17 protein-coding genes are annotated in these 19,396 nt (G+C 38.4%); 10 read left to right on the forward strand and 7 right to left on the reverse strand.

What is annotated here, in order from left to right:
* The first annotated feature begins 23 nt into the window (after positions 1-23).
* Together BM107_RS22290 and BM107_RS24820 are read left to right on the forward strand one after the other, a co-directional pair.
* Positions 24-395 (forward strand): BlaI/MecI/CopY family transcriptional regulator, encoded by a 372-nt coding sequence (locus BM107_RS22290; RefSeq protein ID WP_090987592.1) that lies wholly within the window; start codon positions 24-26, stop codon positions 393-395.
* Between the two features lie 446 nt (positions 396-841).
* A complete protein-coding gene (locus BM107_RS24820) occupies positions 842-1,645 on the forward strand; it encodes a M56 family metallopeptidase (protein WP_159435301.1) in 804 nt (267 codons plus the stop codon).
* An 8-nt stretch (positions 1,646-1,653) separates the two neighbouring features.
* Here BM107_RS24820 and rsmG read toward each other — a convergent pair whose 3' ends face one another.
* Positions 1,654-2,289: a 16S rRNA (guanine(527)-N(7))-methyltransferase RsmG gene (rsmG, locus tag BM107_RS22300; RefSeq protein ID WP_090987485.1), complete on the reverse strand. Its 636-nt coding sequence runs from the start codon at positions 2,287-2,289 to the stop codon at positions 1,654-1,656.
* A gap of 25 nt (positions 2,290-2,314) precedes the next feature.
* Positions 2,315-3,532 carry a glycosyltransferase gene (locus BM107_RS22305; protein ID WP_244278889.1) on the reverse strand — a complete coding sequence of 406 codons (1,218 nt, stop codon included), beginning with the start codon at positions 3,530-3,532 and terminating at the stop codon, positions 2,315-2,317.
* 42 nt (positions 3,533-3,574) lie between these two features.
* Here BM107_RS22305 and tgt point away from each other — a divergent pair, with 42 nt between their 5' ends.
* The 5 genes from tgt (at position 3,575) to BM107_RS22330 (ending at position 11,980) form a co-directional block, all read left to right on the forward strand.
* Positions 3,575-4,705, forward strand: a complete 1,131-nt coding sequence (tgt, locus tag BM107_RS22310) for a tRNA guanosine(34) transglycosylase Tgt (protein ID WP_090987487.1) — start codon at positions 3,575-3,577, stop codon at positions 4,703-4,705.
* Between the two features lies 1 nt (position 4,706).
* Positions 4,707-5,810 carry an LptF/LptG family permease gene (locus BM107_RS22315; RefSeq protein WP_090987489.1) on the forward strand — a complete coding sequence of 368 codons (1,104 nt, stop codon included), beginning with the start codon at positions 4,707-4,709 and terminating at the stop codon, positions 5,808-5,810.
* 2 nt (positions 5,811-5,812) lie between these two features.
* Positions 5,813-6,691, forward strand: coding sequence for a DMT family transporter (locus BM107_RS22320; protein WP_090987491.1), 879 nt, complete (start codon positions 5,813-5,815; stop codon positions 6,689-6,691).
* 2,197 nt (positions 6,692-8,888) lie between these two features.
* Positions 8,889-11,693: a TolB family protein gene (locus tag BM107_RS22325; RefSeq protein ID WP_090987493.1), complete on the forward strand. Its 2,805-nt coding sequence runs from the start codon at positions 8,889-8,891 to the stop codon at positions 11,691-11,693.
* A 2-nt stretch (positions 11,694-11,695) separates the two neighbouring features.
* Positions 11,696-11,980: a LapA family protein gene (locus BM107_RS22330; RefSeq protein WP_090987495.1), complete on the forward strand. Its 285-nt coding sequence runs from the start codon at positions 11,696-11,698 to the stop codon at positions 11,978-11,980.
* Positions 11,981-12,184: 204 nt separating this feature from the next.
* On the opposite strand, the gene BM107_RS22335 is transcribed toward BM107_RS22330, so the two are convergent.
* The gene (locus tag BM107_RS22335) at positions 12,185-12,478 is read right to left on the reverse strand and encodes a response regulator (RefSeq protein WP_090987497.1); all 294 of its coding nucleotides are present in this window, start codon (positions 12,476-12,478) and stop codon (positions 12,185-12,187) included.
* Positions 12,479-12,535: 57 nt separating this feature from the next.
* Positions 12,536-13,258, reverse strand: a complete 723-nt coding sequence (locus BM107_RS22340; protein WP_090987499.1) for a pirin family protein — start codon at positions 13,256-13,258, stop codon at positions 12,536-12,538.
* 313 nt (positions 13,259-13,571) lie between these two features.
* Here BM107_RS22340 and BM107_RS22345 point away from each other — a divergent pair, with 313 nt between their 5' ends.
* The gene (locus BM107_RS22345) at positions 13,572-14,828 is read left to right on the forward strand and encodes a hypothetical protein (RefSeq protein ID WP_090987501.1); all 1,257 of its coding nucleotides are present in this window, start codon (positions 13,572-13,574) and stop codon (positions 14,826-14,828) included.
* A 73-nt stretch (positions 14,829-14,901) separates the two neighbouring features.
* On the opposite strand, the gene BM107_RS22350 is transcribed toward BM107_RS22345, so the two are convergent.
* The 3 genes from BM107_RS22350 to ispE form a co-directional block, all read right to left on the reverse strand.
* Positions 14,902-16,068 carry a trans-sulfuration enzyme family protein gene (locus BM107_RS22350; protein ID WP_090987503.1) on the reverse strand — a complete coding sequence of 389 codons (1,167 nt, stop codon included), beginning with the start codon at positions 16,066-16,068 and terminating at the stop codon, positions 14,902-14,904.
* An 80-nt stretch (positions 16,069-16,148) separates the two neighbouring features.
* Positions 16,149-16,568, reverse strand: a complete 420-nt coding sequence (locus BM107_RS22355) for an OsmC family protein (protein ID WP_090987505.1) — start codon at positions 16,566-16,568, stop codon at positions 16,149-16,151.
* Positions 16,569-16,647: 79 nt separating this feature from the next.
* Positions 16,648-17,451, reverse strand: coding sequence for a 4-(cytidine 5'-diphospho)-2-C-methyl-D-erythritol kinase (gene ispE, locus BM107_RS22360; protein ID WP_090987507.1), 804 nt, complete (start codon positions 17,449-17,451; stop codon positions 16,648-16,650).
* 226 nt (positions 17,452-17,677) lie between these two features.
* On the opposite strand from ispE, the gene BM107_RS22365 reads away from it, so the two are divergent.
* Complete coding sequence (locus tag BM107_RS22365; protein ID WP_090987509.1) at positions 17,678-18,472, forward strand: thymidylate synthase; 795 nt, start codon at positions 17,678-17,680, stop codon at positions 18,470-18,472.
* A gap of 167 nt (positions 18,473-18,639) precedes the next feature.
* Positions 18,640-19,143, forward strand: a complete 504-nt coding sequence (locus tag BM107_RS22370) for a dihydrofolate reductase (protein WP_090987511.1) — start codon at positions 18,640-18,642, stop codon at positions 19,141-19,143.
* Positions 19,144-19,396 lie beyond the last annotated feature (253 nt).

Genomic DNA, 19,396 nt, shown 5'->3' on the forward strand with positions numbered 1-19,396 from the left:
ACCAAACTACAAAAATAGTTGCTATGATAAAAGAACTCACAAAAGCAGAAGAACAGGTGATGCTTATCCTTTGGGAAATGGGCGAAGCCCTGGTAAAAGAGGTCATTGAAAAAATGAATGAACCCAAACCCGCTTACAACACGGTTTCGACCGTAATCAGGGTGCTGGAAAGTAAAGGCTTTGTTGACCATAAGGCGATCGGTAATACACATATCTACTACCCTATCATTAAAGAAAATGATTACAAACGTTTTGCATTCGATAAGGTAATGAACAATTACTTCGAAAACTCTTATGAAAGCCTGGTTTCATTCCTGGTGAAAGAAAAAAGTATGAGTAACGAAGAGCTCAACGAAATTATTCAATTGGCAGAGAAACTTAAAAAAGACAAGTGATGAGCTGGCTATATTATTTACTCGAAGCAAATCTATACCTTATCCTGTTTTATGGATTTTATAGATTATTTCTCCACAGGGAAACCTTTTATGTTTTAAACAGATCTTACCTCATTTTCAGTTCGATGCTGGCTTTTACACTTCCGTTTGTTCAGCTGGGGTTCTTAAAGAAGGAAATGGTTTTCCACTATACAGGATCTATCCGGATTGACGAACCTACATCCTATTTTACGCCAGAAAACGTCCTTTTAGTATCATATCTGGTAATTTCCTCAATTTTAATACTAAAATTTTTATGGGGGCTAAGGCACCTTGCAAAATTAATGCGAAATGCCCATAAGCGCAAGGAAGATAACATCACCGTTATTGACATCAAAAATTCAAAAGCGGCATTTTCATTCTTCAATCTAGTTTTTATGGATCCGGAGATGAACCAAAAAGCTACCGTGTTAAAACACGAAATGGTCCATATCAAACAAAAACATAGCCTTGATATCCTGTTATTTGAACTCATACAGATTTCCAGTTGGTTCAATCCGATTATTTATTTCATTAAGAACGATATCAGGCTTGTGCATGAATACCTTGCTGATGAGGCTACTACCAGAAAAGACATCGCAAAATATGAGTATGCGTTGTTTCTGATCCAAAACTCGTACGGGAATGACAAGATTACCCTTAGTAACCATCTTTTTAATTCCTCATTACTAAAAAATAGAATAACTATGTTAAATCAAAAAAAATCAGCAAAATGGGCCAGGCTCAGATTGTTATTGGTACTTCCGTTAACCGGATTTATGCTTTGCTTATCTACAATGGCATTTACAAAAGATTATGCTACCATCCAATTTGGACAGAAAAAGGAAAGCTTAACCATTGTTTTACAGGATACGACGAAGAAAAAATCGGATAAAAAGAGACTGCCTCCCCCACCTCCAAAAGAACCAAGCCCAGCCAAAGTCAAAAAGACAAAGGAGATAAGGATAAATGAGCCTGTTATCATCAAGTATGATAAAAGATTACCACCGCCGCCCCCAGTAGAACCAGTTCCTTTAAAAGCAAAAAAGAATAACGAATCAAAAGTAAATAAAATTCGATTTGCTTCTCCTGCTGTTAAAAAAGATAAAAATAACTTACCAGTACCACCACCGCCGCCGCCTGTAGAACCAAAAACAACAAAAGGTGAAGTACTTAGAATCACCTTAGATGCACCAACTCCAACCGAGACAAAGCCAGCTAAGAAGGGTTAATATAATTCTTACTGCGGTACATAAACCACATATTTTGTTTCAAAGAAATCTTCCTCAAAATAAGCTGAAAGCGGATATAATTCTGCTTTCAGTTTCGATTCCCTGATCTCTTCTGCCAAATCTCCACCTTTCAGGTACAGAATTCCATTTGGAATGGCATTTATTGAATCTTTTTTAAACTTTCCCTGTATCCATGGGTAAAATTCGCCTAAACGGGTCACCGCCCTTGATACTATAAAATTGAATTTTTCTTTAACCTGCTCAGCCCTTAAATGATCGGCACGCAAATTATCCAGTCCAAGTGCCGAAGCCACTTCTTTTACCACTTTGATTTTTTTCCCGATAGAATCAACCAGGTAAAACTGCGTTTCAGGGAATAAAATAGCTAAAGGAATACCCGGAAAGCCGCCTCCAGTTCCTACATCCAGCACAGACTCTCCTGCTTTAAAGGTACAGATTTTAGCTATTCCCAATGAATGGAGCACATGGCGCTCGTATAATTCTTCAATATCTTTTCTCGAAATTACATTGATCTGTGCATTCCAGAAGCTATATAACTCAAACAACCGGGAAAACTGCCCAAGCTGTTTTTCAGTTAGATCGGGAAAATATTTTAAAATGATATCTGGCTTTACATCAGGCATATTGCAATAACTAAAGGATTATGAACTATTTCCATTTTACATTTTTCTTCCCAAACATGGATAAAAATCCGTTTAAGGTTAAAAACAGAAACAAAAGTATATCTAAAATCGGGAACCACCAACGTAAATCGCCATAGTTTAACCGTTTAAGTAATTTAGGATAGATAAAACACCTGATCACAATGCTTAATCCGAGGATGCCAAGTGCTACATATTGCGCTTCGCGACTTAAAAACATACAAGCAGCAAAAAAGGCATAAAACAGAAACTGGGAAATAATCTGAAGGCTCAAAATAAATTTATGTTTCGGTTTATAAAATTTGCCAGCACCAAAATGGCGTTTTTTCTGTCTCAAATAACCTGCCCAGTTTTTATTTGGCTCACTCCACACGTGGCTATCCGGATGTATGCGAATCTCGGTATTATCGCTGTTGGCGTGTGCATTTACAAACAAATCATCATCCCCGGATGGAATATGCATATGCGCTGCGAAGCCCTTATTTTTAAAAAACAGCGATTTTTTATAAGCCATATTCCGCCCAACCCCCATATAAGGCATGCCTTTCAGGGCAAAAGAAAGGTAGTTAACCGCAGTAAAAAAGGTTTCGAACCGGATCAAAGCATTTAACAGGCTGCGCTTTTTCATATAAGGCGAATACCCCAATATAATTTCCGTTTGCTCATCAGCGGGTTGCTGCATATCCATCAGCCAGTTGTCAGATGCCGGCATACAATCGGCATCTGTAAATACCAGCCAATCATATTTGGCTGCTTTTATGCCCATGGTAACGGCGAACTTTTTACCGGCAATAAATTTATCGTTATCTAAAATTTTAACTACCTTGATATTACGATGCTGCTTTTCTAAAGCTTCTAAAAAGTCCTCGGTTCCATCCCAGGAACGATCATTGACCACCACCACCTCAAATTCAGGATAATTTTGGCTGAATAACGAAGGAAGATATTTTTCCAGATTAACAATTTCATTTCGCGCACAAACAATAACACTGATCGGTTTACGCGCCGAAAACGGCACTTCTTCAACGCTTACCCTGGCCAGCTTCAAATGAACAAACAATACATAATAAAGCTGAACCAAAAGGCAAAAAACCAATATGGAGAGCAGAATAATTTCAAGCGGGGTTAATATCACGATGGTAAAATAAATAGGCACAAATTTCTCATTTTTAATCTGTAAATCACTTTTATGTGGATAAAAAATTAAACAAAAATATGCCCTCAATTTTTGCTATTTTTGGCAGATTTTTGACGAGGAAAATATATTATGAAATTTAGTTTACAGGCTAACGACCCCCTATCTAAAGCCAGGGCCGGAACAGTAACCACTGCTCACGGCGAAATACAAACACCTATTTTTATGCCTGTGGGTACTGCCGGAACGGTGAAAGCCGTACATCAACGTGAGCTTAAAAATGATATTGACGCAAAAATCATTCTCGGAAATACTTATCACCTTTATTTAAGACCAGGACTTGATATTCTTGAAAAGGCAGGAGGTTTGCACAAATTTATTGGTTGGGACCGCCCGATTTTAACTGATAGTGGAGGTTATCAGGTATATTCATTAAGTCAGGTACGTAAAATTAAGGAAGAAGGTGTTACTTTCCGTTCTCACATTGATGGATCAAAGCACCTTTTTACCCCTGAATATGCCATGGATATCCAGCGCACCATTGGTGCCGATATCATTATGGCCTTTGATGAATGTACCCCGTATCCATGCGACTATACCTATGCGGCCAAATCGATCAAAATGACCCACCGCTGGTTAGAGCGCTGCTGTACCCATTTTGACAATACGCAGCCTAAATATGGTTTCGACCAAACACTTTTCCCTATCGTTCAGGGCTCTGTATATAAAGATTTAAGAATTAAATCGGCAGAATTTATTGCCGGTATGAATCGTGAGGGCAATGCGATAGGAGGCTTATCGGTAGGTGAGCCTGCGGAAGAGATGTACGCCATGACGGAAGTGGTATGCGATATATTACCTGCTGAAAAACCACGTTATTTAATGGGCGTTGGTACACCCATCAATATATTAGAAAATATTGCATTGGGCATCGATATGTTCGATTGTGTAATGCCCACAAGAAATGCAAGAAATGGCATGTTATTTACCAGGAATGGTATTATCAACATCAGGAATAAAAAATGGGAAAATGATTTTTCTCCTTTGGATGCAGAAAGCGATCTGCATGCCGATCAGGTAACCACAAAAGCTTATTTAAGGCACCTGGTACATAGCAATGAAATGCTTGGCGCTCAAATTGCTACCTTACATAACCTGCATTTCTATCTTTGGCTGGTCAAACACGCCAGGGAAAAAATCATTGCAGGCGAATTTTATGAGTGGAAAAACAAAATGGTTAAAGTGTTAGGCAATAAGCTATAAAATGAATCTGTTAAAAGGGAGAATAAAAATCATCGATCAGTATATCATCGGGAAATACCTGGGTACATTTATTTATACCCTTGCCATTTTCGTGATCATTATTGTTGTTTTTGACCTGTCGGAAAAAATGGATGATTTTATGAAAAGCGGTCTAAGTTTTTGGGGAATCCTTTCCAAATATTACGCTGGCTCCATTCCTTTTTATGTGAATATGCTTTCGCCACTGATTAATTTCATTGCCGTAATTTTCTTTACGGCTAAAATGGCCGATCAGACCGAGATTGTGCCGATTTTAAGTGGTGGTGTGAGTTTTAACCGGTTTTTATTTCCTTACCTGGTGTCGGCCTCCATTATTTTTTCGGCCAATTTACTTTCCAACTTATACCTTCTTCCCTATACCAATACCTTAAAAAATAGCTTCGAGAATACGTATGTAAAGCGTAATGATCCTTCCACAAAGTCCAAAATCCACATGAAACTGGACGACAAAACCTATATTTATATTGATAATTTCGACAACAAAACGAATTCAGGATATCGGTTTTCTTTGGATAATTTTAGCGGAGATGTACTGACCAAAAAAATCGTTGCAGAAAATATAAAATGGGACTCGCTTAAGCGTAAATGGCAGTTGAGCAATTACTCTATCCGTAAGATTGATGGTCTGAAAGAAACCATGATTTATGGTAACGGCAAACTTAAAGATACCATTCTGGATATGCGTCCTGATGATTTTTCTGCCTATGATAACGTGGTGCAAAACTTAACGACCAAAGAACTTTCAGAGAAGATCAGGAAAGAAAAAATCCGTGGCACAGGCGTAATGAACGACCTTCAGTTTGAAAAATACAAACGTTACCTGCATCCACTTTCGGCTTATGTGTTAACGCTGATCGGTGTTGCACTCTCCTCGCGTAAAGTTCGCGGTGGGGTTGGTGTATCTTTAGGTATCGGAATCTTCATTAGCTTTGCTTACATCGTGTTTAACCAGTTTACACAAATGTTTTCGACCAAGGGCGGATTACCTCCTTTCGCAGCCGTTATCATGCCTACACTATTCTTTGGCTTACTAGGTTTTTACCTGCTAAGAAAAGCACCAAAATAACGATGGACATTACCAAAAAGAATTTACTCATCCTCCATCTTACCGTATTTGTTTGGGGCTTTACAGGCGTACTCGGCAAGTTGATTTCCATTGATGCAGTACCCATGGTTTGGTACCGTGTAATGATTGCCGCAGCCACACTCTTAGCATGGTTTTTAATTACCAAAAAGAACATTAAGATCAGCAAAAAACAGTTCATCCAATTCTTTTTAACAGGCGGAGCTGTAGCTATCCATTGGATATTTTTTTTCCATGCCATTAAAGTTTCTACGGTTTCGGTAACCCTGGTTTGCCTGTCTTCTTTTACTTTATTTACGGCAATTTTAGAACCGTTGATCAAAAAACAACCCATACAACTTGGCGATATTTTAATCGGCTTACTCATTATTTTGGGAATATATATGATCTTTAAATTCGAAGGTCAGTATACATTAGGAATAATTTTTGGTCTTCTGGCTGCAGTTGCATCCAGTCTTTTCTCAACCATAAATTCCACGCTGGTACAAAAAAGCGAACCTTCCATCATCAGCTTTTATGAACTTGTTGGGGCATTTTTCTGGATCACACTATATCGTTTATATGATGGTTCGCTGCTGAATACAGGATTCAATCTTAGCGCTCAAAACTGGTTCTACCTTGCGCTGCTGGGCACGCTTTGCACATCTGTTGCATACGTTGCAGGTGTTGCCGTAATGAGAACTTTATCCGCGTTTAGAGTTGCTTTAATTACCAATCTTGAGCCTGTGTACGGCATCGTATTGGCCTTTATTTTTTTTCAAAGCAAAGAGCAAATGACAGGTGGATTTTATATCGGGGCAACCATTATATTGGCCTCAATTTTTCTTTATCCCATTTATAAAAAGAGAAAGAACCAGCTCTAAAACAAAGCCCTGTAATAAGATATATTTGTGAAAAAGCCAACCGTTTTTATTAAGATAATTAAGCTGAACGATCTATTGTATCCCTATATTTTAACGGCTCGATTTTTTTATTCAGATCTGATTCCCAACTAAAGCATGATCAAAAATCTTTAAAAGATAGCGCAGAACATAAGCTGCAAACGGCTCAAAACAAATTATCACAATACCAATTTAGAAGTACCCAAACTTGTCAAAAACTAATCGTTAGAGCCTAGTAAAATAATTTATCCAAGCGATAACAGTTCCATATAAACAAGCGTAAATAAAAAAGAAAACTACGATTTAAAAAATGCAATTTCCCGACAGTAGAGGAATCTAAAACACCTCTATTTCGCGGCCACTTTGCCATCTCGAAAGAAGAATACGTTTGCCAAAAATACCTGCTTCGATCCTACCTTCCATTCAGAAAAAGGCGATATCAATTAACTGTCTGAAGCTACAATTACAGCATAATAAAGCTGAATTTCTATATCCTTAGATTATACCTTTTTGAGCGATAAAACTTATGAAGGATTCAGCAATATCAGATGAGCAAATACGTAAAAGATACCATCTGGATCAACCTCAAAACAGAACTATAAACCAAGCTTTAAAATATAATTTCAACTTATCAAAAATGAATATTTTATGAACGAAATTCCTTTGATGGCCATCTAAATAAACCTTTAAAAAATAGGCTAAATATAAAGCCAATAAAACACAAATTTTGAGCATAAAATAGATTACAAATGATCAATCAACATACGCTAAAAACAGGCACGAAACCGGGAAAATATAAAAGTTAAAAGATTAATTTTTTAAATGAAAAAATCACCGACAAAACAGCTTCAAGTCAACAATAAAAACCACCAAAAACCTAACATAGAAATACTGAAAAAACTAAGGATTTATTAGCGAAAAAACCTTACAAAAAACTCGTTTGAATCCCAAATAAAAAATACAATTTACATCTTAAAAAAGCAGCGATAAAACAATATTAAATCCAGAGATTTTTATACTAAAATTCATATAAGTAATGCTAACGTATCGTCCTGAAATAAGATAGAACCATCTTAAAGACGATATACGCGGTCTCAGCATAGCTTTCAATTTGCAGTACAAACAGTTACTATGCAGCCACAAAACAGCGTAGTTTTTTGGAATTAATCATTATCAAAACACTAAAAATTGAGCGGTAAAACTAAATTGCTGGACCACTTTTCACGCCTAAAGATGAAAAATTTTCAGATCCCACTATTACGATCTGAAAATACATATTGATCAAAAAAAATGCGTTCAAACCACAATAAAGCCACTTTTTACTTCAAAAAATAAAATTTCGATAAAATATCCCGAAAACGCCTTTATTCACGAATATCGCAAGGAAACCGCATTATCCAGGCAAAATGTTACGGTTTTTCAGGCTTGAAGTCAACAAAAAATATACAGATCATTAAAATTTGAGCCTAATTTATAACGAAAATTTAAGCTCCAAAACCTGAATTTGGTACTCAAAAATTACTCTTTTAGGAATACGTAAACTTCCATCTTAATTTTTTAAACTGATGCAAAGCCGGTTAATTCAGCCAAAATCGGGATTCAAAATACCTTAAAATTAAGCTGATATTCTAGCAAAAAAACAGACATTATGTCATTATAAAAATCTTCGCCCGCCATAATCTGATTTTTTCCGTTTCCCAAAAATTTTAAAATCTAACACAACAAATGTTTCAATCATTGATTGATCCGGGGCAATTTTCGGTATTCAAAAAAGGAACTCCCCTGTCGAGCATTCCTTTTATTTACCGGACGTTTGTTAATCTTTCCCAATCATCCATTGACACTGTAAATTCGATAGCGCTTGGCTTAGCATCTAGAACTGCGATCATCTTCTGCCAGTCATACATAATTTAAAAATGGAGGAAAAAATTTCCAGGAAAATCGATTAATAAGTGTAAATTAATTGGATAAAACTGATTAAAATAAAAATAGCCATTTAAGCAACAACCAGTAGTACATTTGCGCGAATTTTTATTCATAAACGAACATTTTATCAATTCAATTAAATTACAATAATATTTATAAATCAGATGTTTAAATAAATTTATATAAATTAAAAATTCAAATCTTCAAACAACTATAAATTTCAAAAAACTAAATATTTTAGCAAAGATTTTAGATGAGCTTAAAAAAATCAAACAAAAAACTAATTATCAGTTATTTAAGTACAATCACTTTAAGTTTTGTTTCATTATCTGTTTCTGGACAGATTTTCAGCACTGCGCAAAACCCACTTAGTGTAAAATGGAACTACATTTCATCCGGCGGCTTCAAAATCATCTATCCTAAGGAACTGGAAAAAGAAGCCCAAAGAATGGCTAACACCCTACCCTTTATCTATAGCAAAATCGGGGTGGGCCTGAACCAGCAACAAACCTCTATCCCACTACTTTTACAGAACCGGGGGACGGTAGCTAATGGCTTTGTCCAGCTAGGGCCAAAGAAGTCGGAGTTTTATGCTACGCCTCCACAGTTTTTTGACAGCCAGGATTGGCTGAACAACCTTGCCGTGCATGAACTCAGGCACATTGCACAGTTTGACAAATTGACAGGAACACAGGCACACCCTTTTCCTGAACTGGTTTACTTCGCATACTTTGGTGCGGGTATACCGATTTGGTTTTTCGAGGGCGATGCTGTGGTGAACGAAACTGCTTTGACCAATTCGGGCAGGGGCCGACAGCCAAACTGGATCATGCCTTACCGGGCTTCACTTCTGGAAGGAAAAAAATTTACCTACAGCAAAGCCTATTTTGGATCGAACAAAGAATTAACGCCAGGTTATTATCAAACAGGCTATTTGATGGTATCTGACATGAAGGAAAAATATGGTCAGTTCATTTCAGACAGCTTACTTGGCGACATCAGGAAAAGACCATGGAGACCGTATCCATTTTCGAAAAGCTTAAAAAAATATACCGGAGAAAATACGCGGCAATATTTTTTATCTACCCAGAACAAGCTGGCAGAAACGTGGAAAAAACAGGAAGAAAAATCTTCCAAAGAAAACTATGAAAGCTTAAATAAAAAAACAAAAATAGCAACACACTATTTCTTACCGGTAAGATTAAATAAAAATCAGATTTTAGCCCTCAAAGAAAGTAAAACTGATGCGCGATATTTCGTCATCATTAATGAGGATCAATCGGAGCAAAAACTATTCGGAATCGGTTATCAGGAACAACCTTGGTTTAGCTTAAAAAATGATCTTTTGGTTTGGGATGAAATCCGATATGACCCCAGGTACAAACAGCGGAGTTACAGTGTGATCTGTTCGTATAATTTAAAGACCAAAAAATTCAATAAATTAAGTAGCAAAAGCAGGCTCTTCTCTCCCAGCCTATCTGAGGACGGAAAGAAAATTATTGCAGCTAAGGTTGAACTTAATAATCAATTTAATTTAGCAGAGATCGATGCCAGCTCAGGAAAGATTTTAAAGACTTATGCAAACCCTGAAAACGAAATCCTGCAAACACCTTCTTTTGACCGTTCAGGAAATAAGGTAGCTTACATCAGCGTAAGCGAGAAAGGAAAAAGTTTATGGCTCGTTGACGGAGAGAAAAAATCCATACTCATCTCCAACAGCCGACAACAACTCAGCCGACCGGTTTTTATTCAAGATAAAATTGTTTTCAATGCACACTTTAACGGCATCGATAATATTTACGAAATAGATCCCGTTTCAAAAAAAATCACAGCACTTAGCGCATCAAAATATGGAGCCTTCAACGCTACGGAAAGCGGTGACGGAAAAATCATATTTAATGATTACAAAATCAATGGTTATGAAATTGCCGAGACCACAGTTGTAGAAAAACCAGTTGGCGAAAATAACTTTGTAGATTTTTCGGCAGCAGCAGAAAAGCAGGAAAATGTTGGAAATGTTTTTCAAAACATTCCGGATAGCATCTACCCATCGAAGCGATACCATACAGCGTTAAATCTTTTCAACATCCACAGTATTGTTCCGATAATTGACAACGAATATGTTTTTGGTTTAGAACTGCAATCAAACAACCTGCTTAACACAATGGATTTTTATTCTGGTGCAAAATACCACCGGGATTTAAGGCGTTTTGAATACACTGCAGATATCAGCTATAAGGCACTTTATCCTGTATTGAGCATCTTATACCGAGACAGACCTAAACGCACGTTCTACCGCGCTAAAAACACCGTACAACAAGGCGATTGGCGGGAGAACTACATTAAACTTAACGCATCCCTTCCATTATCGTTTAATGCACGCAATAACAACTATAGTTTTACCCTGAATACAGCAACCAGTTTTACGCAAAGGTACATGCCTGAAAACATGCCTGCCGGTTTTATACGCGAGCTTAAATTTCCAATGGAGTATAATTTTACTTTTAACCACAGCGTACGCACGACCGAGAGAGACATTGCACCCAGATGGGGGCAGGTGTTCAGGGCAACTTACAATCACCAGCCCTTTGATCAAAATTTAAAAGGAGAAATTTTAGCGCTCGAAAGCTTCCTTTACTTTCCAGGTTTTGCAAAAAACCATTCTTTCCTGGCGAGCTTCAATTATCAAAAAGCAATCGGGGTAAATCAGTACGCAACGGAGATTGCAACTGTTTATGGGTACAACAATATTTTAGCTAAAAGTAAACTACAAAACAGCCTGCTTTTCAATTACCGCTTTCCCTTCGCCTTTCCAGACTGGGAGTTAGGTCCGTTGGCTTACGTGAGAAATTTCAGGGCCGGGCTATTCTGCCATTATGAAAATATCGGTAGCGGCACAACCTTTAACGATCCGAAAACATATGGGGTAGAATTAAACACCAGTGTAAACATTTTACGCTACCAACCTGTTGTAGATTTAGGGGCAAGATTGGTTTTTGTTAATCAGATTTACAATCAAAATCCGATATTAGAGTTTTCATTCAACTATAGTTTTTAAACATGAGCGCAAAAACAATTTCGATAATCATATTAACGGCCTTATTAACCGCCTTCTTATTTTTGAACAGTGATGAGGTGCCATTTAACTTTATCGTCGCAAACGATGTTCAGGTTTCCAAACTGATCGTTATCGGTGTTTGTATCATCGTCGGTTTCATTATTGGTTTTGTGGTAGGCAGACCGAAAAAAACAGTTAGCAGCTATGATGACGAGATCGAAAGGAATCAAACTACAATAGAAAAGAAAAATACTTTAAGCGACGAGGACAGGGAGTATATAAGTTAGTTCAATCGTCATTGCGAGGCACGAAGCAATCTTTTTCATCGGGTGGCAGATGCTTCGTACATTAAGCATAACAGAATCCAATAGAATCCTCGTCTTTGCGAGAAGGAGAGACGAAACAATTTTTTATATTTTATACTAAGTTATCATTCGTAGAAAGATTGCTTCGTCGGCTGAAAAAGCCTTCTCGCAATGACGGGATATTATTTAAAGTGCCGTCATAATTTCTCCATAAAGAAGCCCGCTTCCACCACCATAATGCTGGATAATTTTCAATTCAGTTTTTATTCCTGTCAGTCTTGCTCTTAATGCTTTTTCGCATGCTGCATCAATACCGTTCCCTAAGAGGACCAAATCTATTTCATTTGTTTGGCAAATCTCGATAGCTTCATCATCTGAACACACGCAGATACCTTTCCACTCCGGTCTGGCATTTAACAATCGGTTCATCACAGTCGTAATTTCGGTATTCCTGCCGATATAAAGTATGGTAGTTTGCATATTTTCACATAAATAAACCCCGTAGGTTTAAATTCTGCGGGGTTTGGTTAAATTATTTTAATTCAATTCCATCGGCACATCCATTAACAATACCTCTGCATCTGCAGTATTGGCTTTAAAACTGATTTTATCGGTATCCCAAACACCCAGACCATCTCTTTTGCTCAACACTTGTCCGTTTATGGTTACTTCGCCATTGATCACAAAAGCATAAACACCGTTGCCAGCTTTTTTGATTTTGTATTCAGTTTCAAATCCTGCATTGAATTTACCTAATGAAAACCAGGCATCCTGATGGATCCATACACCGGCATCATCTGCGTTTGGCGATAAAATCTGCTGGAAGTTATTGTGTCTGGCTTCCACATCCAATGTTTGCTGATCGTAACGTGGCGTAACATTTTTCTTATTCGGAAATAACCAGATCTGCAGTAAATTTAGCTGCTCATCTGCATTGGCATTAAACTCACTATGGCTTACACCTGTTCCGGCACTCATCACCTGGATTTCTCCGTTTTTAATAACGGCCGAATTACCCATACTATCTTTGTGTGCAATTGCACCGGCTAACGGAATGGTAATAATTTCCATGTTATCGTGCGGATGGGTACCAAAACCCATACCACCATCAATCAAGTCATCATTTAAAACCCTTAAAACCCCGAAATGCATTCTTTCCGGATTGTAGTAATTAGCAAAACTGAATGAGTGATGCGCATTTAACCAGCCATGATTGGCATGACCCCGGGTGTTTGCTTTGTGCAAAATAAACTGTGACATAAATTTCCTTTCTTATTTATGATACAAATTTACAGCAGTGATGTTTAGCAGGCATTGATGTAGGGTAAGAAAGTTTGGCGCGGAGCGGAGAGCGCAGAACCTCTGGGATTGATTTAACTAAGCATTCAGCTTTGCAGGTATACTGCCTCGGTTAAGCACGTCATAGCATTTGAAATTCTTTCCACATCAATTGAAAGGCATATAAATTCAAATCATTAAAGATAATTTATCCTTAACATGGTTTCAGTTTTAAGTTTATCTGTACCCCTTAAACTTGCACCAATTTAACCAGAACAATCAACCTTATAAACTCATGCAAAAAAACATGATCGGGATGCTATTGGTGTCCTGCCTATTTACATTTTCCTGTGAAAAGAATACCTTGACAGCAGATCAGACCATTACGACAAATCAAGACAAAAACATGCTGACGGTTGGTACGGCCGCAGTTAGCGCTGCTGCAAGCGTAAATACTTATTCTAATACATCGGCTTACATCAGCTCCGGTTTTTCATTTTTAAACCCTACACAAATTGATAAAAACCGCCAGGCCATTGGTGGTAATGCCTATACTGAAGTATATGGCTTTAATGTGCCGGAAGAAAACCGGGTAAGCGGGATTAGATGGAATGAAGATGATGAAACCACTTCTATCTGGCGGCCACAGGGTATTGCAGGTTTTTCCAGAAATGGGGCGCGTTATTTGCTGGTGAGCTGGTATGCCAAAGATGCAGCTGAGAGTAAAGGATCAAGGATAAGCCTTATCGACATTAGTCCAAGTTCCGGTACTTACTTAACTTACAGACACATTTTACTGGTACAGCCTACCCTACCAACCGGGACGTTAGACTATACACAATACGGTTCGTATGCGCCATTAAATGTACATGCAGGTGGAATCGCTTATTTTAATGGAAAAATTTATTTAAGCAGCACGAGTTTAGGCCTAAGGGTATTCGATTTAGATAAAATCATCGAAGTAAGCTCTGGAACCGGCACCGAAAATAAATGCGGCAAAGATGCCGGTGGCAATCTTTATGCTTTTAATTACAGGTATATTCTCCCACAGATAGGTTACTATAAAATCAATGACGCAAGTCCGTTTTCTACTGTTCAGGTAAATTACGAAAATAACCGACTATGGACGGGTCAGTATTATGCTGGCAGTGCCGATGCCTCAATTGTACCTAAAATATTTGGATTTCCAATTGACAGCTCCGGAGAATTGCAAAATTCGGGTATACAAACCGTGATCCCTAAAAACAGTTTGTTTGCTTCCGATCATGCACATGGCATACAGGGCGTTTTCAGAAAAGGCAACAGAACATGGCTCTCCTGCACAGGATCGCCCAGCGAATCATACGGATCTACCGCCCGCCTGGCCAGATACACCGATGGCGATACCAATACGGTAAGATACCGGTGGCCTTATGGAGCCGAATCCTTATATCTTGAAACGCAATATGGATATTTATGGAGTTTAACAGAATTTGAACCCAACGCTGGTGCCAATAATGGAAGTCAGGTTAACCGTTGCATATTTGCAGTTGATTTCTCCAAATATGAATAAGATATTGACTCAAAGCAAAAAAAGGGAGATGTTAATAAACCTCCCTTTTTCATCATTTATTTTTGAGATTAAGCTAAGCCAATGCCTGCTCAATATCAGCCAAAATATCGTTAATATGCTCCAACCCAATAGATAAACGGATAGATCCTTGTTCAATTCCTACTTCATTGCGTTGCTCTTCAGTAAGTTTGCTGTGCGTACTTGTTGCAGGATGCGTCGCAATGGAACGGGTATCAGCCAGATTTGCCGAGATCGAAAACAGCTGCAAACCATCCATAAATTTACGTGCGGCATCGATACCGCCTTCAACAACGATGGTTACAATGCCCCCGCCTTGTTTCATTTGCTTTTTAGCAATATCATATTGAGGGTGCGATGGTAAAAAAGGATATTTAACCAGCTTAATTTTCGGGTGCTTTTCTAAATATTCAGCAACTTTCAAAGCATTTTCGCAATGGCGGTCCATACGGATGGCCAGGGTTTCTAAACTTTTAGACAATACCCAGGCATTGAAAGGCGACAATGCTGGTCCGCTGTGACGGGCAAAACCAATCACATCGGCAATCAGTTCTTTAGCACCTAAAATAATCCCTCCCAATACACGGCCTTGTCCATCGATGTATTTGGTAGCCGAATGAATGGAAATGTGAGCACCCAACTTAATTGGCTGCTGCAGATATGGCGTGGCGAAGCAATTATCCACAACCAGCAACAGGTGATGTTTTTTAGCCAGGTTCCCCAGGAACTCCAGATCAATAATATCAATACCAGGATTGGATGGGGTTTCAACAAAAATCATTTTGGTATTAGGCTTAATCAAGGCCTCCCAATCCTGTGGTTTATCCAGATCGGCATAATCAAAAGTTACGCCCCAATTCGAAAAAACATTGGTTAACAACTGGTGTGTAGAACCAAAAACAGAACGGCTTGATACCAGATGGTCGCCATTTTTCAAAAATGCACCAAACGTGGTAAAAATTGCCGCCATACCAGTCGCTGTAGCAAATCCATCTTCTGCCCCTTCCAAAAGACACATTTTTTCGATAAACTCTGAAGTATTTGGATTTGAATAACGGCTATAAACATTCCCCTCCTTTTCATTGGCAAACAATGCACGCATCTCTTCTGCATCATCGAACTTATAACTCGAAGTTAGATAAATCGGCGATGAATGCTCCTTATGTAAACTGCGTTCGGTTTGTGTGCGTATAGCTATGGTTTCAAAATTTTCGGATTTCATTTTATTGTGAGATGTGAGATATGAGATTTGAGATGTTAGACAGGAGATTTTCACCCTAAACCCTACACCATAAACCTTTTTTACCCCTTATTAATGGTATAAGTAAAATTAATTGTGGCTGAACGGCCTAGAATATTCGATACGGAGCAGTATTTATCGAAAGTCATGGCTAATGCACGCTCCACTTTCTGGATGCTTAAATCACCGAATAAATCGAAGCGGATATTAATTACATCAAAAATCGGCGGCATTTCTTCGTCTTTTCTTGTGGCATTTATAGCAATTTTAATATCATCAAGCGGCTCCTTCTGCTTGGTAAGCACATTTACCATATCAATGCCACTACAGCCCCCTAAACCAATAAGTAACATTTCCATCGGCCTGAAACCTTTTCCCTCGCCACCAATAGCCGCTTTTGCATCCAGCTCTACCGTAAAACCGTTTTCGTTTTCTGCTTCAAAATTAAATTTCCCGCTTTTGCGGACTAGATTTATATTCATTTTGTTAGTATCGAGTATTTAGTATCAAGAATCAAGACGCATTTGCTTTAGTCTTTCTGCTTTAACCTATAAGCTCTATTTAAATATTATAATAAACTATATTGTTTTCTTCCAGTTCAGGCAATTTAACCGGATGGTCGAACATTGCAAAAACCGACGAACCGCTACCACTCATTAATGCGAATGTTGCGCCTGCATCGTATAAACTGGTTTTTATTTGACGAATTTGGGGATACTTTGCGAATACCGATGGCTCGAAATCGTTGATAACCTTATTTTTCCATGTTGTTGGATGCAAATGTATCATTTCTTTTAACGATTGCAAAGGTTTTTGCGGTTTTACATGGGCGTAGGCATCGGCCGTGCTGACATGTACAGGCGGCTTCACCAAAACTTTAAACCAGGCTGACAAATCTACTTCGCACTTTTCAAATTCATCCCCCTTACCAAAGGCATAAACAGGTTTGTTTTCAATAAAAAATGCACAGTCAGCGCCTAATTGACGAGCATAACCTTCCATTTTATCAACAGACAGCGCCAAACTGAATTTATCATTTAAAAGTTTGATCAGAAAAGCACAATCTGCTGATCCGCCACCCAAACCTGCGCCAACCGGAATGTTTTTTAACAAATTAATTTGCTGAGCAGGAATATCATAATCCTTTTTCACTAACTGATAAGCTTTGAAACACAGGTTATCATTCGGATCGCCGGGGATATCAATACCATGAATTTTGCAGGAAGTTACTGCTGCATCGGTAATCTCAACCGCGTCCTTAATGTTGATCGGATAAAATACCGTTTCTAGGTTATGGTAACCATCGGCACGTTTTTCGGTGATATTTAAACCTAGGTTGATTTTTGCGTTTGGGAAAGATAGCATATTAGTCCAGAGTCGTGAGTCGTAAGTCCTAATTGCAAACATACAAATTTTATGTAGTAGGTCCCGGCTTCACGCTGGGACTACCCATATTAAAGTAACCCATGTTAGTAATTTATAAGTGTGCATAAAAATGATTCCCAACACCTGATAAATTTTAGATATTTGTAATTAATTATTTATTTAGAATTTATTTAGAATTTAAAGCCCCAAAAGGGGTTTGGGGTGTATGAAACAATATTTAGATTTAATGCAGCATGTGCTTGATCATGGCGCGCAAAAGCACGACCGTACGGGCACCGGAACCATAAGCGTTTTCGGCTATCAGATGCGTTTTAACCTTCAGGAAGGCTTTCCTATGGTGACGACTAAAAAACTGCACTTAAAATCTATTATCCACGAACTGATCTGGTTTTTAAGTGGCGACACCAATATTAAATACCTGAGAGACAATGGTGTGCGCATCTGGGATGAATGGGCTGACGAAAACGGTAACCTGGGACCAGTTTATGGTTCGCAATGGAGAAGCTGGCCCACGCCAGACGGACAGCACATCGATCAGATTACCAATATCATTAACACCATAAAAAACAATCCCGATTCTCGCAGGATTATTGTTTCTGCCTGGAATGTAGCTGAAATAGAACATATGGCTTTGCCTCCTTGTCACGCTTTTTTTCAATTCTATGTGGCTGATGGAAAATTAAGCTGCCAGTTATATCAGCGAAGTGCCGACATTTTTCTGGGTGTACCTTTTAACATTGCTTCTTATGCGCTACTCACCATGATGGTGGCTCAGGTTTGCGGTCTTGAAGCCGGAGATTTTATCCACACCCTGGGCGATGCGCATTTGTACAATAACCATATTGAACAGGCTAACCTTCAGTTAAGCCGGGTGCCTAAACCACTTCCAACAATGAAAATCAATCCCGAAGTAAAAAGCATTTTTGATTTTAAGTTTGAAGATTTCACATTGGAGAATTATGAAGCGCATCCTCATATTAAAGGTATTGTTGCGGTGTAAACTTATTAAAAAATATTGATCAACTAAATAGATTGCTTCACCCCCCTCTTCACATCCCTTGCCTCAGTTCGCAATGACGCTCTGATTGTCGTCATTGCGAGGAGGAACGACGAAGCAATCTTTTTAAAACATGACATAATCAGTCATAACACTTTAGTCTACAATTTATGACAAATAAACCGAAAAACCTCTCCATCGCCGTAGCAATAGGCGAAAATTACGCAATAGGTAAAAATAACCAGCTTTTGTGGCACATGCCTGCTGATTTAAGGTTTTTTAAACAAACAACATCTGGACACACCGTGATCATGGGCCGCAAAACGTTCGATTCTGTAGGTAAACCTCTACCAAACCGCAGGAACATTGTGATTACCAGAGATACTGAATTAAAAATTGAAGGTGTTGAAGTGGTAAATAGCTTAGATGAAGCTTTAGCAATCAGCAAGACAGAAGAAAAACCAGTATTCATTGTTGGAGGGGCGGAGATTTACAAACAAGCACTACCTAAAACGCAAACACTTTATTTAACGACCATTCACCATCATTTTGAGGCCGATACTTTTTTCCCGGAAATTGATCGGAAAGAATGGAAGGTGATCAGCAGCGAAGCCCATAAAGCCGACGAAAAAAATAAGTATGATTATACTTTTGAGGTTTTAGAAAGAATTTAGTTCAAGTTAACCGCAAAGAACACAGAGATTTTCGCAAAGAACGCAGAGCATCTTCTTTACCAGTTATCCTTTGCGAATAGAACCATTACCCCTGCCATCTAAACCCGATGGCAGTGAGCATGAAGCGCAGCGAAATAAAATGGACAGCGGGACTTTCGGAGCCTAAGAAACACAGGTATTGCTTTTCAATAAAAGATCTTTAACCCGCTTAGAACTTATAAACGAAAAGATGCTTCGTGCCCCGGCATGACAA

This window comes from Pedobacter suwonensis, assembly GCF_900111825.1.
In the GTDB taxonomy this organism is placed as follows: Bacteria; Bacteroidota; Bacteroidia; order Sphingobacteriales; family Sphingobacteriaceae; genus Pedobacter; species Pedobacter suwonensis.

What these genes read in the sequence shown, in the direction of transcription:
- BM107_RS22290 (WP_090987592.1), top strand. Translation starts at nt 24, where the DNA reads ATGATAAAAGAACTCACAAAAGCAGAAGAACAGGTGATGCTTATCCTT.
- rsmG (WP_090987485.1), bottom strand. Translation starts at nt 2,289, where the DNA reads ATGCCTGATGTAAAGCCAGATATCATTTTAAAATATTTTCCCGATCTA.
- tgt (WP_090987487.1), top strand. Translation starts at nt 3,575, where the DNA reads ATGAAATTTAGTTTACAGGCTAACGACCCCCTATCTAAAGCCAGGGCC.
- BM107_RS22315 (WP_090987489.1), top strand. Translation starts at nt 4,707, where the DNA reads ATGAATCTGTTAAAAGGGAGAATAAAAATCATCGATCAGTATATCATC.
- BM107_RS22320 (WP_090987491.1), top strand. Translation starts at nt 5,813, where the DNA reads ATGGACATTACCAAAAAGAATTTACTCATCCTCCATCTTACCGTATTT.
- BM107_RS22325 (WP_090987493.1), top strand. Translation starts at nt 8,889, where the DNA reads ATGAGCTTAAAAAAATCAAACAAAAAACTAATTATCAGTTATTTAAGT.
- BM107_RS22330 (WP_090987495.1), top strand. Translation starts at nt 11,696, where the DNA reads ATGAGCGCAAAAACAATTTCGATAATCATATTAACGGCCTTATTAACC.
- BM107_RS22335 (WP_090987497.1), bottom strand. Translation starts at nt 12,478, where the DNA reads ATGCAAACTACCATACTTTATATCGGCAGGAATACCGAAATTACGACT.
- BM107_RS22340 (WP_090987499.1), bottom strand. Translation starts at nt 13,258, where the DNA reads ATGTCACAGTTTATTTTGCACAAAGCAAACACCCGGGGTCATGCCAAT.
- BM107_RS22345 (WP_090987501.1), top strand. Translation starts at nt 13,572, where the DNA reads ATGCAAAAAAACATGATCGGGATGCTATTGGTGTCCTGCCTATTTACA.
- BM107_RS22350 (WP_090987503.1), bottom strand. Translation starts at nt 16,068, where the DNA reads ATGAAATCCGAAAATTTTGAAACCATAGCTATACGCACACAAACCGAA.
- BM107_RS22355 (WP_090987505.1), bottom strand. Translation starts at nt 16,568, where the DNA reads ATGAATATAAATCTAGTCCGCAAAAGCGGGAAATTTAATTTTGAAGCA.
- ispE (WP_090987507.1), bottom strand. Translation starts at nt 17,451, where the DNA reads ATGCTATCTTTCCCAAACGCAAAAATCAACCTAGGTTTAAATATCACC.
- BM107_RS22365 (WP_090987509.1), top strand. Translation starts at nt 17,678, where the DNA reads ATGAAACAATATTTAGATTTAATGCAGCATGTGCTTGATCATGGCGCG.
- BM107_RS22370 (WP_090987511.1), top strand. Translation starts at nt 18,640, where the DNA reads ATGACAAATAAACCGAAAAACCTCTCCATCGCCGTAGCAATAGGCGAA.